Origin of the sequence: Bacillus aerius, assembly GCF_029894105.1 — a bacterium.
Lineage (GTDB): Bacteria > Bacillota > Bacilli > Bacillales > Bacillaceae > Bacillus > Bacillus altitudinis.
Genome location: NZ_JARYHO010000001.1, coordinates 2,236,592 through 2,251,222 on the forward strand (window position 1 = coordinate 2,236,592; position 14,631 = coordinate 2,251,222).

The following is a 14,631-nucleotide window of genomic DNA, read 5'->3' on the forward strand; positions in this document are numbered from 1 at the left end:
CTCCTATTGCTGCTTTAGGTCGTTTTTAATGTTTGAAAGTACACCATTTACAAATTTCGGCGCCTTATCGTCACCGAACAATTTAGCCAGTTCAATGGCTTCATTCATTGAAACACTCACCGGGATATCTTCTTGATATACCATTTCGTACACAGACAGCCTTAAAATGGCTCTGTCTACGTTCGCAATACGATCAAGTTTCCAATTCACAAGATGCTGTGAAATCATGTCATCGAGCTTGTCCTTTTGTTCGAGCACACCGAAAACCAGTTCCTCGAAAAAAGGATCTGATTCTTGTTCATCCAGCGCATGTGTAATGGCCTCTTTCGGATCAATATTGCTGACATCAATTTGAAATAATGTTTGTAGCGCCTTTTCTCTTGCAGTTCTTCTTTTCATTATTTACTCCTTTAACCACTTTATCCGCTTGTCGTTAAGCCATACAGAGATCATAACATATTTTGACCGCAGTCGCACCAAGATCCATGCGAGCTGTGACGAAAAACGAATCACTCCATGCGTGACGTAATCATCATGTGGAATTTTCCCAAAAATAGGCTTTAAAAAACCAAAGAGGCAATGCCTCCTTGGTTTCACTTCAACCCTTTTTACATTTCTTGATCAACTTCAGCTTCAGCTGTTTTTGTATCAAATTGAATGCCAACGACATGAATGTTAATTTCATTAATCGTTAAGGCCGTCATGTTTAAAAGGGTTTGACGGATATTTTCTTGAACAGCAGTGGATACCTTTGGAATGGATAGGCCAAATTCAACCACACAATACACATCAATTGTGATGCCTTCATCAGAGACATCTACTTTCACACCTTTACGGTGATTTTTCTTCCCAAAGCGTTCTGCCACATCAGCAGCGAAGTTGCCGCGCATTTCCGCAATTCCTTCGACCTCTGATGCAGCGATCCCAGCAATGACTTCAATCACTTCTGGCGCAATTTGCACTTTTCCCAATTGATCTTCATCAAGGTTCATTTCAAGCAAATTGTTTTCTGACACGATCATTCACCTCCGAAAGCTGTTATTATTTCATAATTTGATACGTTTCTAAAAACTTCGTATTAAAATTACCGCTCACAAATGTTTCGTGCTCTAGTAATCTGAGGTGGAATGGAATCGTTGTGTAGACTCCTTCAATGACGAATTCTTGAAGCGCACGTTTCATTCTTGCAATTGCTTCTTCTCTCGTTTTACCATATGTGATCACTTTCGCAATCATACTATCGTAATATGGCGGAATCACATAACCAGGGTAAGCGGCAGAATCAATACGTACTCCTAAACCGCCTGGCGGAAGGTACATTTTAATTTCACCAGCAGAAGGCATGAAATTTTTCTCAGGGTTCTCTGCGTTAATACGACATTCAATCGCCCAGCCTTCGTATACGACATCCTCTTGCGTAAGGGAAAGCTTTTCACCTGAAGCTACTTTGATCTGTTCTTTGATCAAATCAACACCAGTGACCATTTCCGTTACAGGATGCTCTACTTGGATACGTGTATTCATTTCCATGAAGTAAAACTTCTCTTCATTATAATCGTAAATGAATTCAACCGTTCCAGCACCTGTGTATTCAACAGCTTCGGCTGCTTTTACGGCAGCTTCACCCATTTGCTCACGAATATCTGAATTTAGTGCAGGTGATGGCGTTTCTTCCAGAAGCTTTTGCATTCTTCTTTGGATAGAACAATCACGTTCACCTAAGTGAATGGTATTCCCATGCTGATCAGCAAGGACTTGAATTTCAACGTGTCTAAAGTCTTCAATGAATTTCTCCAAATAGACACCTGGGTTCCCGAAGTTTTGTGCTGCTTCCTGCTGCGTAATGGTGACACCGTTAATGAGCTCTTCTTCTGTGCGAGCCACACGGATACCTTTACCACCGCCGCCTGCAGTTGCTTTAATAATGACAGGATACCCAATACCAGCTGCTGTTGAAACAGCATCATCAAGATCTTTTACAATTCCTTGAGAACCAGGGACAATTGGAACTCCAGCTTGCTTCATTGTTTCTCTTGCCACATCTTTCGTTCCCATTTTGGAAATTGCTGACGCAGTTGGTCCAACAAAGATGACATTACATTCCTCGCAAAGCTCTGCAAAGTCTGCATTTTCAGCAAGGAAACCATATCCTGGATGGATGGCATCTGTACCTGTTAGTTTTGCCACACTGACAATATTTGTCACATTTAAATAACTATCTTTTGAAGCAGTCGGTCCGATGCAATATGCTTCATCAGCCATTTGAACATGCAGCGCATCACGATCTGCTTCAGAAAATACCGCAACTGTTTCAATTCCAAGCTCTTTACAAGCACGGATGATTCTAACTGCGATTTCTCCTCTGTTTGCAATTAATAGCTTTTTAATCATGATCGTACTCCTTACTCTGCTTTCACTAGAAAGAGGGGTTGTCCGAATTCTACAAGCTGACCGTTTTCAGCTAATACTTCGACGATTTCGCCTTTTACTTCTGCTTCGATTTCATTAAACAGTTTCATCGCTTCAACGATACATACAACTGAGTTTTCCTTCACTTTAGAACCTGTTGTCACATATGGATCTGCTTCTGGTGAAGAAGAAGCGTAAAATGTGCCAACCATTGGGGATGTGATTTTATGCAGGTTTTCAGACGCAGTTGCCTCTTGTGCAGGGGCTTCGGTCTGAGCTGGAGCTTGTGCTTTAGGAGCTTGTTGAGCTGGAGCTGCTTGGACAGGAGCCACTGGTGCTTGTGCCGCAACTTGCTGAACGACTTCTTTATTTTTCTTTAACTTGATTTTTGCACCTTCATTTTCGTACGTAAATTCATCAATTGTTGATTCGTCAATTAATTTAATCAGTTCATGAATCTCTTCAATTTTTAACATGGATTTGCACCCCTATGTATGGATTTATCTTTTTTTATAGGCTAGTACTAAAAGTACATACTATAACCATCTTACAGGAGGATTTCGTTGAATTCAACTATTAATGTGATGAGACACCTCGCGCAAGCACCTGAAAAAGGGCGTCAACCCGCATGAAAAAACGCCCTTTTCAGAAAAGGGCGCTTGTGCATTTTTTATTGATTCGATGGCTCAAAAGTGACGGCTACGTTATCAAGCCCTCTCATTTCTTTTGTGACCAAATCAATAATATCTGCTGCTTGGGACTTTGATTTTTTATCAGAACGAACCGTGATGTTCACTTTATCTCCTTCTGCACTGACGAGCGCATCTTTATATCCTTTTGTTTTGATTAATGTCTCCAGCTGACGCTCTGTTCCTTCTGCCTCACTAAGCGCTGTCATTTGATCATAAGCTTCACTTTTCTCTTGCGCTGTTGCATCATCGCTAGACACGATTTCGTTATACTCTTCACGCTGCTTGCTGCGCTTATCTTCCAGTTCAAGTCTGTAGGTTGTGAAAAGTTCATCGTCGGTCTGCTCTGAAACAGCCTTTCCTTCTTCTCCACTTGTTTCAACATCTTCTTGTTTCGCATTGGTTTCTTTGTCAGTTGATTTCTCTTCTGCATTCTTTTCGGTTCCTTTATCAGTCCCTTTTTCTGGCTCAGCCTTTTTCTCTTCCATTCCTTTTGATTTTGTATCTTCTACTGTCACAGCATTCTCACCTTGTGGGGACATGATATAGTACACACTTAATACGACAACTAAACTTAGCATCGTTAATAGCCAAACCGTTTGTTTTTTTAACATCATTCCGAATCCTCCTTGATTTTTTTAGGGGCAACAGCCACTCTATGGCTCGGTACATCAAGCACTCGTGTAACCGCTTCAATGATGGTTTTCTTTATTTGAACGTTGTCTACTCCTTGAGCAACAACGAGGACACCTCGAATGTCTGGCTTTTTCGTTTGGACAACAACAGGTGTTTCTTCATTGCCATTTTTAATAATGACAATCTCTTCTTCTTTTGTTTGATCCGTGACACTTCGCACGCCGCCTTCTTTGTCTGTTTCCTCGGTCGTAGTGCTTTTATTGGATTTGTTTTTTTCAAACACTTTTAAAGAAGTTGCGTCTACATTTACCACGATGGAAACATCCTCAACACCAATGATCGTTTCTAAAATCTCTTTTAGCTGATTTTCGTATTCTTGTTCAACATCCTCTATCGAGTTGTTTGACTTACCTGAAGAGGATGGTTTGAACACCGCCTGCTCTTCTGAGGATGTTTTTTTAGACGCAGGAACAGCAGCCTCTTGTTTGCTTGATGGCGGTGACAGAATTTGACTGACTAACATGAATGACACGCCGATGATGAAGACAAGCAGTAAGTAATGGTGCTTCGTTAATTTTGGTTTCCCTTCACCTTTTTCAGGTGCTTGGAACATTGATTTCAGTTTTTGTCTCCAGTCCTTGTTATTCATGATCTGCTGCGTCACCTCCCTCAATGTTGAGCGCAATGTGTTCAGGCCGTGTATTCCAAACATCTGCAAGCGTCTCTTTCACCCTCGCCATCTCTTTTGCTGACGTCTCGGCGCTTTCCTCCTTTTGCCTGGAGAGATCAATGTCGACCTTTGCCACCGTTTCTACAGCATCACCTGTGAGCGGGACAAGGACTGCTTTGATGCGAAATTGATCTGCCTCCATATTCTGATCAAGGTGCTCCTCATCTGCCAACACTTCTACGTGTTTCATTTCATAGCTCTCCTTCTCCAGTGGCTCCTTTGCGCTTTTTTCTAGTTGGACAGCCATTTGCTTTAAAATATATGCACGCTGTGAAGCTTGTATTTCTTTTTTTTCTAAATTCATCTGATTTTTTATTTCTTCTGATTGCGCTTGGTCCTTCCCTTTCATGATTTCTGAGAAAATTTGGTCCGGATCTGCCCGGAATAACGCAAAGATCGGATTGAGCATCACCACAATCAACAATAAGCTGACGACCATTTTTGCATACTTCTGCATGCTTGAATTGGGAAGCAAAAGATCAATCACAATCGCAAATAAAATAAATAGGATAATACTTGTGATCCATTCTGTGAGAAAACTCAAATGGTGTCCCCTCCTTACTTCATCATCATGGTGAGGTTGCCAGCTGTGATGATAACGGTAATACTTAAAAAGAACATAAGCGATACAACAGCTAATGCAGCAAATATATAAAGAACACTTTTTGAAATGACATCAAGGCAGCTAATAATCGGCCCGCCCCCTAAAGGCTGAAGAATCGCAGCGGCCAGTTTATAAATCAGAGCGAGCGACAGCACCTTAATCGCTGGGAAAGCCGCAATTGAAATCAAAATGGCGACGCCTACAAGGCCAACCGTATTTTTCAGCAGCACAGAGGCGCTGATAACGGTATCTGTCGCATCAGTAAACATTCTGCCAAGGACAGGGATGAAATTTCCGGTAATAAACTTGGCTGTGCGAAGAGCGATTCCATCAGTGATAGCAGCAGATGCCCCCTGTACAGAAATGACGCCGAGGAATACAGTAAAAAAAACAGCGAGCCCGCCAATGGCGACATTTCTTAACAGCTGGGCAAGCTGGGTCACTTTGTATTGTTCGGTCAATGTACTGACTATGCTCAAGATCGCTGATAAAAAGATGAGCGGAAGAACGACATATTGAATAAAAACACCGCTCGTGTTCATTAAAAACAAAATCACAGGATGAAAGAATCCGGCTGAGACAAGCCCGCCTGATGAGGCAATAAGTGCTAATAAAAGAGGAATAAGAGCAAGAATAAAACTAGTCATCGTTTGAATGGCTTCTGTTGCATAAGAGATCGCAACATGAAAACTGTTTAATGCAATAATGATAAGCACCATATAAACAAGAGCGTATGCAACTTTACTAACAGTGCTTTGCTCAAACGCATTTTGCAAAAGCTGCAAAAGCGAACAAAAGATGGTGAGTAATATAAGTGTGCCTAAGAGCTTTCCATTGGCAATCAGCTCATGAAACAGATAATGAACAAAAGCCTTCAGCCACGTTTGGGGAGACAGCTCTTTATCGCCATCGATCATTTCCTTCACTGTACCTTTTTGGCTTTCAGGCAGAAAGCCGCCATACTCGTCCAATATCGTTTCCCAAAAGTCACTGATAGAATGAAGCTCTAAGGCATCAGCCTGTCCACCCACAACTTCTTCTGCAACCGGTTCTTCACTTGATAAAGGCACACTTTCTTCTGCACCTGCATACGGAACGATCATCCAAAAGAACATCATAAACCCTAGCACAGCTGTCACCCGTTTCATCATCATCACCTCTTTTCCATCAAGTCATGGACGGGATCATACCTAGGATCGTCTCAATGATGACCGTTAAAATCGGTACCGCCATGACCAAAATAAGAATCTTGCCGCCAAGCTCTATTTTTGAAGCGATGGCGCCTTGTCCCGCATCCTTTGTGAGCTGGGCACCAAATTCTGCAATATAGGCAATGCCAATGATTTTCAAAATGGTTTCAACGTATTTCATATTGACGCCTGCACTTGCTGCAATTTTTTCAATCATGGAGATAATGGCATAGATTTGATCGATTAAATAAAGGAAAATGACACACCCAGTAAACACAACAAGCATAAAGGCGAAGGTTGGCTTTTGTTCTTTGACGATTAATGCTAGAAAAGTAGCGATTAAACCAAGTCCAACAATTTGAATAATTTCGATTTGTAAGCCCTCCCCTATCCTTGAAATAGAAATACGGCTTTAATCTTCTTAAACAAATCATCCACAATGGTAGCAACCATAAATAAAATGTAGATAAATCCAAGCAGTGTGACCCACTGTGCGTACTCTTTTTTCCCCATTTGATCTAAAATCGTATGGAGAAAAGCCACGACGATACCCACTCCCGCAATTTGGAAAATGACGTTTACATCAACGCCCATGCTCTCGACTCCCTTCCTCTCACATCAATAACAGAATCAGTAGTAACCCACTTAGAAAACCAAGACTTCTCACCATTTTTTCATTTTTCGCTTGGGCAACTTCAGCTTCTTTTTCCTCTGATTCCAAATGGCCTAAAGCTAGCTTGATATATTTTTGCTGAGCCGTCACATCATGCTGACCAAGGGTTTCCCCAAAGTGCTTCAGCGCCTCATATTCGCCTTTTTTTAATACGGTTTTTTTCCATACATCCTCTAGACTTTCATTCCATGCATGCCTCGCAGAAAAGGTTCCGACGTTGAGTTTTTCTGCAAATTGTTCAAATAGCCGATTCACAGGCGGTCCTACTTGGGACGCAATTTGGTCAGCGGCTCTAGCTAAAGGTGTTTGACCATACATAATTTCAGCTTCAAGAGATCGGAGTGCAAACCGGAGCTGGCGGATTTGCTTTGGCCGATCACTGTACCGCTTCGCAAACTCGAATCCTCCCCATGTCGTAGCCGCAACAATGAAAATAGCACCAATAAGCTTTAACATACGTCCACTCCCCGTCTCCGCTTCAGCTCTTGTCCCTCTTGGTCAAATATCCGTCCGATCGTGCCAGGCCCTTTTTCTCTATTTAATTCCACATATCGATCAAACACACGAAGCTGCCATAACGGTTCAAATGATGGCCGTTTAGATAAGTCTTCAAGAGAATACCCATGAGCTGAGACGATAATGGTGACTCCCGCATGGATTGCTTCTAACAGTGCCTGTACATCTTCACTTTTTCCGATTTCATCGACAATGATGACTTCTGGGCTCATGGATCTGATCATCATCATTAACCCTTCAGCCTTTGGGCACGCATCAAGTACATCAATCCGGTGCCCAAAAGAATGCTGCGGCACTCCTCTTATACAACCTGCGATTTCAGAGCGTTCATCTACAATCCCTGTTTTTCTAGGAGAAATGGCTGTTGTTCCTGTACTGACAAGACGTGCTAGATCACGCAGCAATGTCGTTTTCCCGGTTTGCGGCGGACCTATAATCAGTGTGTTACACCAATGTTTTTCATATAAATAAGGGAGAAACGGCAGAGCAATTCCGATCTTCTCTTTTGCGATGCGAATATTAAATGAAGAAATATCTCTTAAGCCTTTGACGAATCCATTTTCGACGATGACCTTTCCAGCAAGCCCAACCCGATGTCCGCCAGATATGGTGATATAGCCCTGTTTTAACTCTTCCTCCAGTGTGTACATACTGTAATTACTGAGCCTGCCTAATAACTGAGCCGCATCTTCACCTGTTGTATGATAGGAAAGAAAGCGGGGTTTTCCTCCTTGCATCAGCTCAATTGGGCGATCGGTGCGAATGCGGATTTCTTCTATTTGCGCCCACTCTGCTTCTTTTAACATGCTGAGTTCTTGTCCAATTGAGTGCGGGAGAATATCCAACAAACTCCGCAACGAATTCCCCTCCTTTTTTTCTTCTCTAAAATGTATGATGCATGCCGTTAATTATGCCAAGCCATTTCACTTATAAATTCCAACAAGAATAAATACGACACCAATGAAAATAAACACAAGCTTCGCATAGGATAACTGCCCTGCAATTTGGTAGATTCCAATTGTCATCGTAATAATAAAAATGAGCGGCCCGATGATCGCTAATATACTATTGATGACAACCGCTTTACGCACATCATTTGTCACTAAAATGAGGATGGCGGCCGTCAGTTCAATCGCGGCAGATAAAAACCTCATCCCTGCCATGGCAGCGACTGATGGGTGTATACCCGGAAGAAATTGTTTCATATAGAACCTCCAGCTTTTTTTACACTATATGCTTCACTAGCTAGAAGTAGTCTTGTTTTTCAAAAGGAAGAGAGATGGATGAGAGAATAGAGTAAGGGGTGTCCGAGGCGTCCTATTTTTCCAAATAAAAAAAGACTGTAAACACGAGGTTTACAGTCTCTCTCCGTTCATTACGCTCTTGAAACGTATGAACCGTCAGATGTATTGATCACTAGTTTATCACCTTGGTTCACAAAGAAAGGAACGTTCACGATTAAACCAGTTTCTGTTTTTGCAGGTTTTGATCCACCTGATGTCGTATCACCTTTAATACCAGGCTCTGTTTCTACTACTTCTAGTTCTACAGTGTTTGGAAGTTCTACTCCAAGTGTTTCATCACCGTACATGACGATTTGAACCGACATATTTTCAAGCAAATATTTCAGCTCATCTTTGATTTGCGCTTCGCTTAGTTCAAGTTGTTCGTATGAGCTTGTATCCATGAATACATGCTGATCGCCATTTGCATATAAATACTGCATTGTTTTTGTTTCAATTTGAGCTTTCGCTACTTTTTCACCTGCACGGAATGTTTTCTCTTGAATCGCACCTGTACGCAGATTACGCAGTTTCGAACGGACAAACGCTGCGCCTTTTCCTGGTTTTACGTGTTGGAAATCCACTACACGCCAAATACCGCCGTCCACTTCAATTGTCAGGCCTGTACGAAAATCGTTTACTGAAATCATTTTGTCATCCTCCTACATTTCACCATCATAATATGATAAGTTCTTTCGGTGAGTGGGTCAATCGTTTATTGCCGTCAGCTGTTAGGACAATATCATCCTCAATTCTCACGCCGCCGACATCCGGCAAGTAAATGCCTGGTTCAACTGTCACAACCATTCCCTCTTCTAACACGACATCTGAGCGTGAGGAAAGGCCAGGTGCTTCATGTACTTCCATACCAAGCCCATGTCCAGTCGAATGCCCGAAGTATTGACCGTAGCCATACTTTTCAATGATGTCTCGTGTGATGCGATCAGCTTCTTTTCCTGTTAAGCCTGGCTTGATTTTATCCACACCAGCGTTTTCTGCTTCTAATACGATATGATAAATTTCCTTTAATTTGTCGCTTGGTGTTCCTACAGCAATGGTTCTTGTCATGTCTGAACAATAGCCTTTATAATAGGCACCGAAATCCAGTGTCACCAAGTCGCCAGATTCAATCACCTTTTCGCTCGCTCTCCCGTGTGGCAGGCTTGAACGAACGCCAGAGGCAACAATCATATCGAATGAAGATCCTTCTGCCCCTTCTTTTCTCATGAAAAATTCAAGCTCGTTCATGACCGCAATTTCTGTCAGGCCCGGCTTGATGTACGTGAGAATATGATCAAAGGCATGATCTGCAATCTTCGCAGCTTCCTCTAATATCTTAATCTCTTCATTAGACTTAATCAAGCGCAACTTTTCAACTGATTCTGAGACTGGAACAAGCTCGATACCGCTTGCTTTCCCCGAATACTGCTGGTAGGTGGCAAATGTCATATGGTTTTGTTCAAAACCAAGACGTTTCACCCCAAATTCGTTTGCCGTTTGGACAGCAGTTTCCACAATGTTTCCTTTATGTTCAATGATGTCATAGCCCTTTACTTGATCCTTGGCTTGTTCCGTGTAACGAAAATCCGTAATAAAGGCGGCTCGATCCTTTGAAACGATGGCAAGACCGGCTGATCCAGTAAAACTCGTCATATAATGTAAATTAAAGCTGCTCGTAATCACTAAACCATCTATGTCTAATTCGGCTAAAAGTTTTCTTAGTTTTTCAAGTTTCATGATACTGCTCCCCCTTCACTGACTAAATAACGAATCGCCAATTTATATCCTTCTAAACCAAGTCCAACGATTTGACCTTGGCATACTGGAGCAAGAACCGAATGATGGCGGAATTCCTCTCTCTTATGAACATTTGTGATATGTACTTCGATGACAGATAACGTAATACTTGCAATGGCATCTCTCAGTGCATAGCTATAGTGGGTAAAAGCACCCGGGTTAAACACGACGCCATCGTACTGATCTTCTGCTTCATGGAGCGCATCGACCAAATCTCCCTCGTGATTCGATTGAAAGAACGTCAATTGAATATTTGCTCTTTCTGCAAACTGAAACAAATTCGTTTCTAAATCTGTTAATGTTTTACTTCCATAAACTCCTGGCTCTCTCTTGCCGAGCCTATTTAAGTTGGGCCCATTCAGCACTAGAAAATGAGGCATATGACCACTCCTTCACCCTAATTCACTCTATATCGATGTCTGTTTCTTTTTCCTTAGAAACCTTTCGTTTCCAAAAATAATTTTATCATATGAATGGTGGATTTACACTTTATTCTGTCTTTTTCCCGAGTGCCCTTGCAAGCTTCTGACTCGTTAATTCATTGTATTCAAATGAAATACTGTACCCGACAAACATGCCATATAAAATATATAGGCAAAATGTCGTCACAATGGTGCTTTGCTGCAAATCTTGCACTTGCTTCACATCGGGGAATATAGGATTAAATACATAAAAAACAAGCAGCCACAAAATTGCGCCATAAATCAGTCCCATCCAAAAACCTTTGATCCGTTTGAGCAGTCCATAATAAATAAAGGCTGCTCCAATAGATAAAATCCCTAAAAGTACAATACTCATAAATGTACCAAGTCCGCCTTTTTTCCATTCACCAAGCACAAATGGCTGCAACAGCATATTTGGACTCACCTCTGAAAAATGAAACATATGGGTCAGAAATCCGATAAAGCCCCAAAAAACTCCGCCGACAAAACCTGTGGCTGCTGCCCTTGCCACCATTGAAGACGTTTGTACTGATTGATTTTTTTCTTCTTGGTTTTTCTTTTCATCACGTTTCATATGAACACCTCCAGCAAGTAGTATGTCCAAAATGTCATGAAAAAAAAGGATTTCCGTGCGAGAGTGTAAAATTTTTATAACAGGGTATACTGGCTAAAAAGAGGTAGATAGAATTCTAGTAGATAATCGACCTGTGAGCTAGTGATTTCCCCTCTTTTCCTGTACAATAAAGGTATAAGGAAATGCATGTAAATTACAGGAAACAGGCAGGTTGATGAAATATGTCCAATCAAACGAAACCTCCAGCATATGGAGGGCAGGCAGTTGTGGAAGGTGTGATGTTCGGAGGTAAAAAGAACTATGTGACAGCGATCCGGCGTAAGGATCAGTCCATTGAGTTTTTAAAGCTTCCCCGAACCTCCAATAAACGAACCGCCTTTCTTAAGAAAATCCCTTTTGTCAGGGGTGTTGCTGCACTTGTTGAAGCAAGCGCAAACGGCAGTAAGCACTTAAACTTCTCCAGCGAGCGCTATGACTTAGATCCTTCTGAAGATCATTCTCTTGAAAAGGAACAAAAAAGCTCGAAATTATCAATGATCTTTGGCATTGCTGTGATCGGAGTTCTCTCTCTTCTTTTTAGTAAATTTGTCTTTACTTTAGTGCCTGTCTTTTTAGCCGAACTTGTGCGTCCGGTGTTTTCTGGAAACTTCGCACAAATTGCAGTGGAAACGTTCTTTAAATTGATCCTGTTATTAGGCTATATTTACTTTATTTCCATGACCCCTTTAATTAAAAGGGTATTTCAATATCATGGGGCAGAACATAAAGTCATAAACTGCTATGAACAGAATCTTGACATCACAGTGGAAAATGTCCAAAGCCAATCTCGCCTGCATTATCGATGCGGCAGCAGCTTTATTTTATTCACTGTCATTGTCGGCATGTTCGTCTATTTACTCGTACCGACAGATCCTTTATGGGTGAGAGTTCTGAATCGCTTGGCGCTTATTCCGGTTGTTCTGGGCATTTCATTTGAAGTGCTTCAGCTCACAAACAAACTCCGTGACGTGCCAGTGCTTAAAGTGCTTGGCTATCCTGGCCTTTGGCTGCAATTGCTCACAACAAAAGAACCCTCTGATGATCAAGTCGAGGTAGCCATTGCAAGTTTTAATGAACTTCTTCGTTTAGAGGAAGCATCTGCGAAACAAGCATCAGATTCTGCTCATCAAGTGATCTAGTTTATAAATCCGGTAAATTCTTTCGGAGGTGGACAGTTATGAATCGCCGAGTACATCCTGCTTTTACCATTATTTTCGCTTTAGGTGTTTTGGGATTTGTGTATTTACTCACAACGAATCCAGGCAGACTCTTTACGATGCTGCTATCAGTTGTGATCATTGGAGCGGTTCTATTTTTCTTATTTAGATGGCTGATGAATCGAAGAACTGGAACAGAAGGAAATCTTTATCGTAAAGCAGTCAAACAATCAAAACGTCGCTACCAGCAGCCTAAACCAAAAACGAAAAGCCAGATGAAAAACCGGGTCACTCATTTGCGAAGCGTGCCGACTGACCACAAGTCTAAGCCCGTCCTTCTCAAAAAGAAAAGCCAAACACATTTGACAGTCATTGAAGGCAAGAAAAACAAAAAGAAAAATCGCGCCTTATTTTAAAATGTCCAGCTCTTTAAAAATTGCTCGGCCTTCTGTCTGCCTAGATCGACGAGCGCCTTTTTCTTTTCTGTCATGAGATGAAAATCAGTGGCAATGACGTGTTCTACAGGGATAAAAATAATATGACGTTCGTGTTTTGTGGCAATATGTCTTTCGTCATGAGCACCACGCATCGTTTCAAATAGAGCGCCAAACAGTTCAAACGCATTGCGGATGGAATGTTGAGGGCGTTCTTTTTCGTTTGGGGTTAATGTGACACCGACAAACGGTCTTTTTTTCTCTTCAGCAAAAAGCCAAATCGGAAAGTTGCTGAGCACGCCGCCATCCACGATGGTACAAATTCCTTTTGAAGACCTCAGTTTGACAGGTTCGAAAAAATACGGCAGACTGCAGCTCATCCGAATGGCTCTGGCGACAGAAAACCGTTCTGGATTTAACCCATAGGAAGGAAGGTCATCTGGAAGGACAAGGATTTTGCCATTTGTTAAATCAGAAGCGACGATTTTGAGCGTATCTTTTTTCAGATCACCGAATACGGTGACGCCTTTTCGTTTTAACACGTCTGTCAGCCATTTTTCTAGACGGTCACCTTTGTAAAGGCCAAGACGCCAATAAATAGACACCCACCTGAGCATTTTAAACGGGATGAATTGACACCTTCGATCAAGCAATTGATGCTCATCCATTTCGTCTAACAGCTCCCGAATCTCCTGACTCGTAAAACCCGCTGCGATGAGTGAAGCAATGATCGCTCCCGCACTTGTTCCAGCGAGACGGACAAATTGAAATCCTCTTGCTTCAAGCGCTTCATAGGCGCCTGCAAGTGCTGCACCCTTAATGCCTCCACCTGAGAACACACCATCTATCTTCATCAAGGAGCCCCCTTTTCTGTCACACTATTAATAGTGTAGGAGCATTTGCCTTTCATTAGAACTATATTCAAAAAGGACACCCATGCTAAGGGTGTCCTTTTTCTTAAGATTCTTGATTTGTTTGTTCGTTTTTCTTTTGAATCGCTTTCAGCTGAACGGATCGCTCATCGTTTTCTTCAAAGAATTGGACGAGGTCGCCGATGCGGTCAATGCTGTTCCAGCTGAGATGATGCTCAATACCTTCTACATCATCATAAATTTTCTCTTCATCTACACCAATGATTCTTAAAAATTGCTCTAGCAGTTCATGTCTGTATACGAGACGTTTTCCAATTTTTTTGCCTTTCGGGGTTAAAATTAGACCACGATATTTCTCATAAATGAGGTATTCATCTTTATCTAGCTTCTGAACCATTTTTGTTACAGAGGAGGGATGGACAGCGAGGGCTTCTGCAATATCAGATACTCTTGCATATCCTTTTTCTTCTATCAGCATATAAATTTGTTCAATATAATCTTCCATACTAGGTGTAGTCATAAAACCCCTCCAAAATGCACCTTTACTTAATAATCATAACAATTCTACACCATCGCCCATTAAAA

21 protein-coding genes are annotated in these 14,631 nt (G+C 41.8%); 2 read left to right on the plus strand and 19 right to left on the minus strand.

The genetic code is table 11. The features are described 5' to 3' along the window. Positions 1-3: 3 nt before the first annotated feature. From nusB to M2353_RS11580, 17 genes are all read right to left on the minus strand, one after another. Positions 4-399: a transcription antitermination factor NusB gene (nusB, locus tag M2353_RS11500; protein WP_012010530.1), complete on the minus strand. Its 396-nt coding sequence runs from the start codon at positions 397-399 to the stop codon at positions 4-6. 209 nt (positions 400-608) lie between these two features. After that, positions 609-1,016, minus strand: coding sequence for an Asp23/Gls24 family envelope stress response protein (locus tag M2353_RS11505; RefSeq protein ID WP_017357965.1), 408 nt, complete (start codon positions 1,014-1,016; stop codon positions 609-611). Between the two features lie 25 nt (positions 1,017-1,041). Beyond that, entirely contained in the window at positions 1,042-2,391 is a 1,350-nt protein-coding gene (accC, locus tag M2353_RS11510; RefSeq protein ID WP_284725453.1) for an acetyl-CoA carboxylase biotin carboxylase subunit, read from the minus strand. Positions 2,392-2,402: 11 nt separating this feature from the next. Beyond that, positions 2,403-2,885: an acetyl-CoA carboxylase biotin carboxyl carrier protein gene (gene accB, locus M2353_RS11515; protein WP_019743732.1), complete on the minus strand. Its 483-nt coding sequence runs from the start codon at positions 2,883-2,885 to the stop codon at positions 2,403-2,405. Positions 2,886-3,079: 194 nt separating this feature from the next. Then, entirely contained in the window at positions 3,080-3,712 is a 633-nt protein-coding gene (locus tag M2353_RS11520; protein WP_024718861.1) for a SpoIIIAH-like family protein, read from the minus strand. Then, positions 3,712-4,347 (minus strand): stage III sporulation protein AG, encoded by a 636-nt coding sequence (spoIIIAG, locus tag M2353_RS11525; RefSeq protein WP_370539206.1) that lies wholly within the window; start codon positions 4,345-4,347, stop codon positions 3,712-3,714. Before spoIIIAG ends, M2353_RS11520 begins: the two co-directional genes overlap by 1 nt. Before the next feature lie 28 nt (positions 4,348-4,375). Next, a complete protein-coding gene (spoIIIAF, locus tag M2353_RS11530) occupies positions 4,376-5,008 on the minus strand; it encodes a stage III sporulation protein AF (protein WP_024718859.1) in 633 nt (210 codons plus the stop codon). Between the two features lie 14 nt (positions 5,009-5,022). Then, positions 5,023-6,216 carry a stage III sporulation protein AE gene (gene spoIIIAE, locus M2353_RS11535; RefSeq protein ID WP_425332874.1) on the minus strand — a complete coding sequence of 398 codons (1,194 nt, stop codon included), beginning with the start codon at positions 6,214-6,216 and terminating at the stop codon, positions 5,023-5,025. Between the two features lie 19 nt (positions 6,217-6,235). Next, positions 6,236-6,649: a stage III sporulation protein AD gene (spoIIIAD, locus tag M2353_RS11540; protein ID WP_087978339.1), complete on the minus strand. Its 414-nt coding sequence runs from the start codon at positions 6,647-6,649 to the stop codon at positions 6,236-6,238. Continuing rightward, positions 6,646-6,852 (minus strand): stage III sporulation protein AC, encoded by a 207-nt coding sequence (gene spoIIIAC, locus M2353_RS11545; RefSeq protein WP_003153142.1) that lies wholly within the window; start codon positions 6,850-6,852, stop codon positions 6,646-6,648. Before spoIIIAC ends, spoIIIAD begins: the two co-directional genes overlap by 4 nt. Positions 6,853-6,871: 19 nt before the next feature. Then, positions 6,872-7,387 (minus strand): stage III sporulation protein SpoIIIAB, encoded by a 516-nt coding sequence (gene spoIIIAB / locus M2353_RS11550; protein ID WP_284725454.1) that lies wholly within the window; start codon positions 7,385-7,387, stop codon positions 6,872-6,874. Then, on the minus strand, positions 7,381-8,304 hold the full coding sequence (gene spoIIIAA, locus M2353_RS11555; RefSeq protein ID WP_019743012.1) for a stage III sporulation protein AA: 924 nt from the start codon (positions 8,302-8,304) through the stop codon (positions 7,381-7,383). The genes spoIIIAB and spoIIIAA overlap by 7 nt, the downstream gene beginning before the upstream one ends. Before the next feature lie 66 nt (positions 8,305-8,370). Next, positions 8,371-8,652: a YqhV family protein gene (locus M2353_RS11560; protein ID WP_017367580.1), complete on the minus strand. Its 282-nt coding sequence runs from the start codon at positions 8,650-8,652 to the stop codon at positions 8,371-8,373. Between the two features lie 170 nt (positions 8,653-8,822). Beyond that, entirely contained in the window at positions 8,823-9,380 is a 558-nt protein-coding gene (gene efp, locus M2353_RS11565) for an elongation factor P (RefSeq protein WP_007501192.1), read from the minus strand. Positions 9,381-9,405: 25 nt separating this feature from the next. Further along, positions 9,406-10,467, minus strand: a complete 1,062-nt coding sequence (locus tag M2353_RS11570) for a M24 family metallopeptidase (protein ID WP_007501193.1) — start codon at positions 10,465-10,467, stop codon at positions 9,406-9,408. Beyond that, the gene (gene aroQ, locus M2353_RS11575; RefSeq protein WP_284725455.1) at positions 10,464-10,907 is read right to left on the minus strand and encodes a type II 3-dehydroquinate dehydratase; all 444 of its coding nucleotides are present in this window, start codon (positions 10,905-10,907) and stop codon (positions 10,464-10,466) included. Before aroQ ends, M2353_RS11570 begins: the two co-directional genes overlap by 4 nt. A 109-nt stretch (positions 10,908-11,016) precedes the next feature. Continuing rightward, positions 11,017-11,544 (minus strand): YqhR family membrane protein, encoded by a 528-nt coding sequence (locus M2353_RS11580; RefSeq protein ID WP_035390792.1) that lies wholly within the window; start codon positions 11,542-11,544, stop codon positions 11,017-11,019. Between the two features lie 221 nt (positions 11,545-11,765). On the opposite strand from M2353_RS11580, the gene M2353_RS11585 reads away from it, so the two are divergent. Further along, positions 11,766-12,722 (plus strand): DUF1385 domain-containing protein, encoded by a 957-nt coding sequence (locus M2353_RS11585; protein WP_007501199.1) that lies wholly within the window; start codon positions 11,766-11,768, stop codon positions 12,720-12,722. A 38-nt stretch (positions 12,723-12,760) separates the two neighbouring features. Next, positions 12,761-13,156: an SA1362 family protein gene (locus M2353_RS11590; protein ID WP_024422959.1), complete on the plus strand. Its 396-nt coding sequence runs from the start codon at positions 12,761-12,763 to the stop codon at positions 13,154-13,156. Here M2353_RS11590 and M2353_RS11595 read toward each other — a convergent pair. Together M2353_RS11595 and mntR are read right to left on the minus strand one after the other, a co-directional pair. Further along, positions 13,153-14,028, minus strand: a complete 876-nt coding sequence (locus M2353_RS11595; RefSeq protein ID WP_041091753.1) for a patatin-like phospholipase family protein — start codon at positions 14,026-14,028, stop codon at positions 13,153-13,155. The genes M2353_RS11590 and M2353_RS11595 overlap by 4 nt on opposite strands. 103 nt (positions 14,029-14,131) lie before the next feature. Further along, complete coding sequence (gene mntR / locus M2353_RS11600) at positions 14,132-14,566, minus strand: transcriptional regulator MntR (RefSeq protein WP_003215946.1); 435 nt, start codon at positions 14,564-14,566, stop codon at positions 14,132-14,134. Positions 14,567-14,631: the final 65 nt, after the last annotated feature.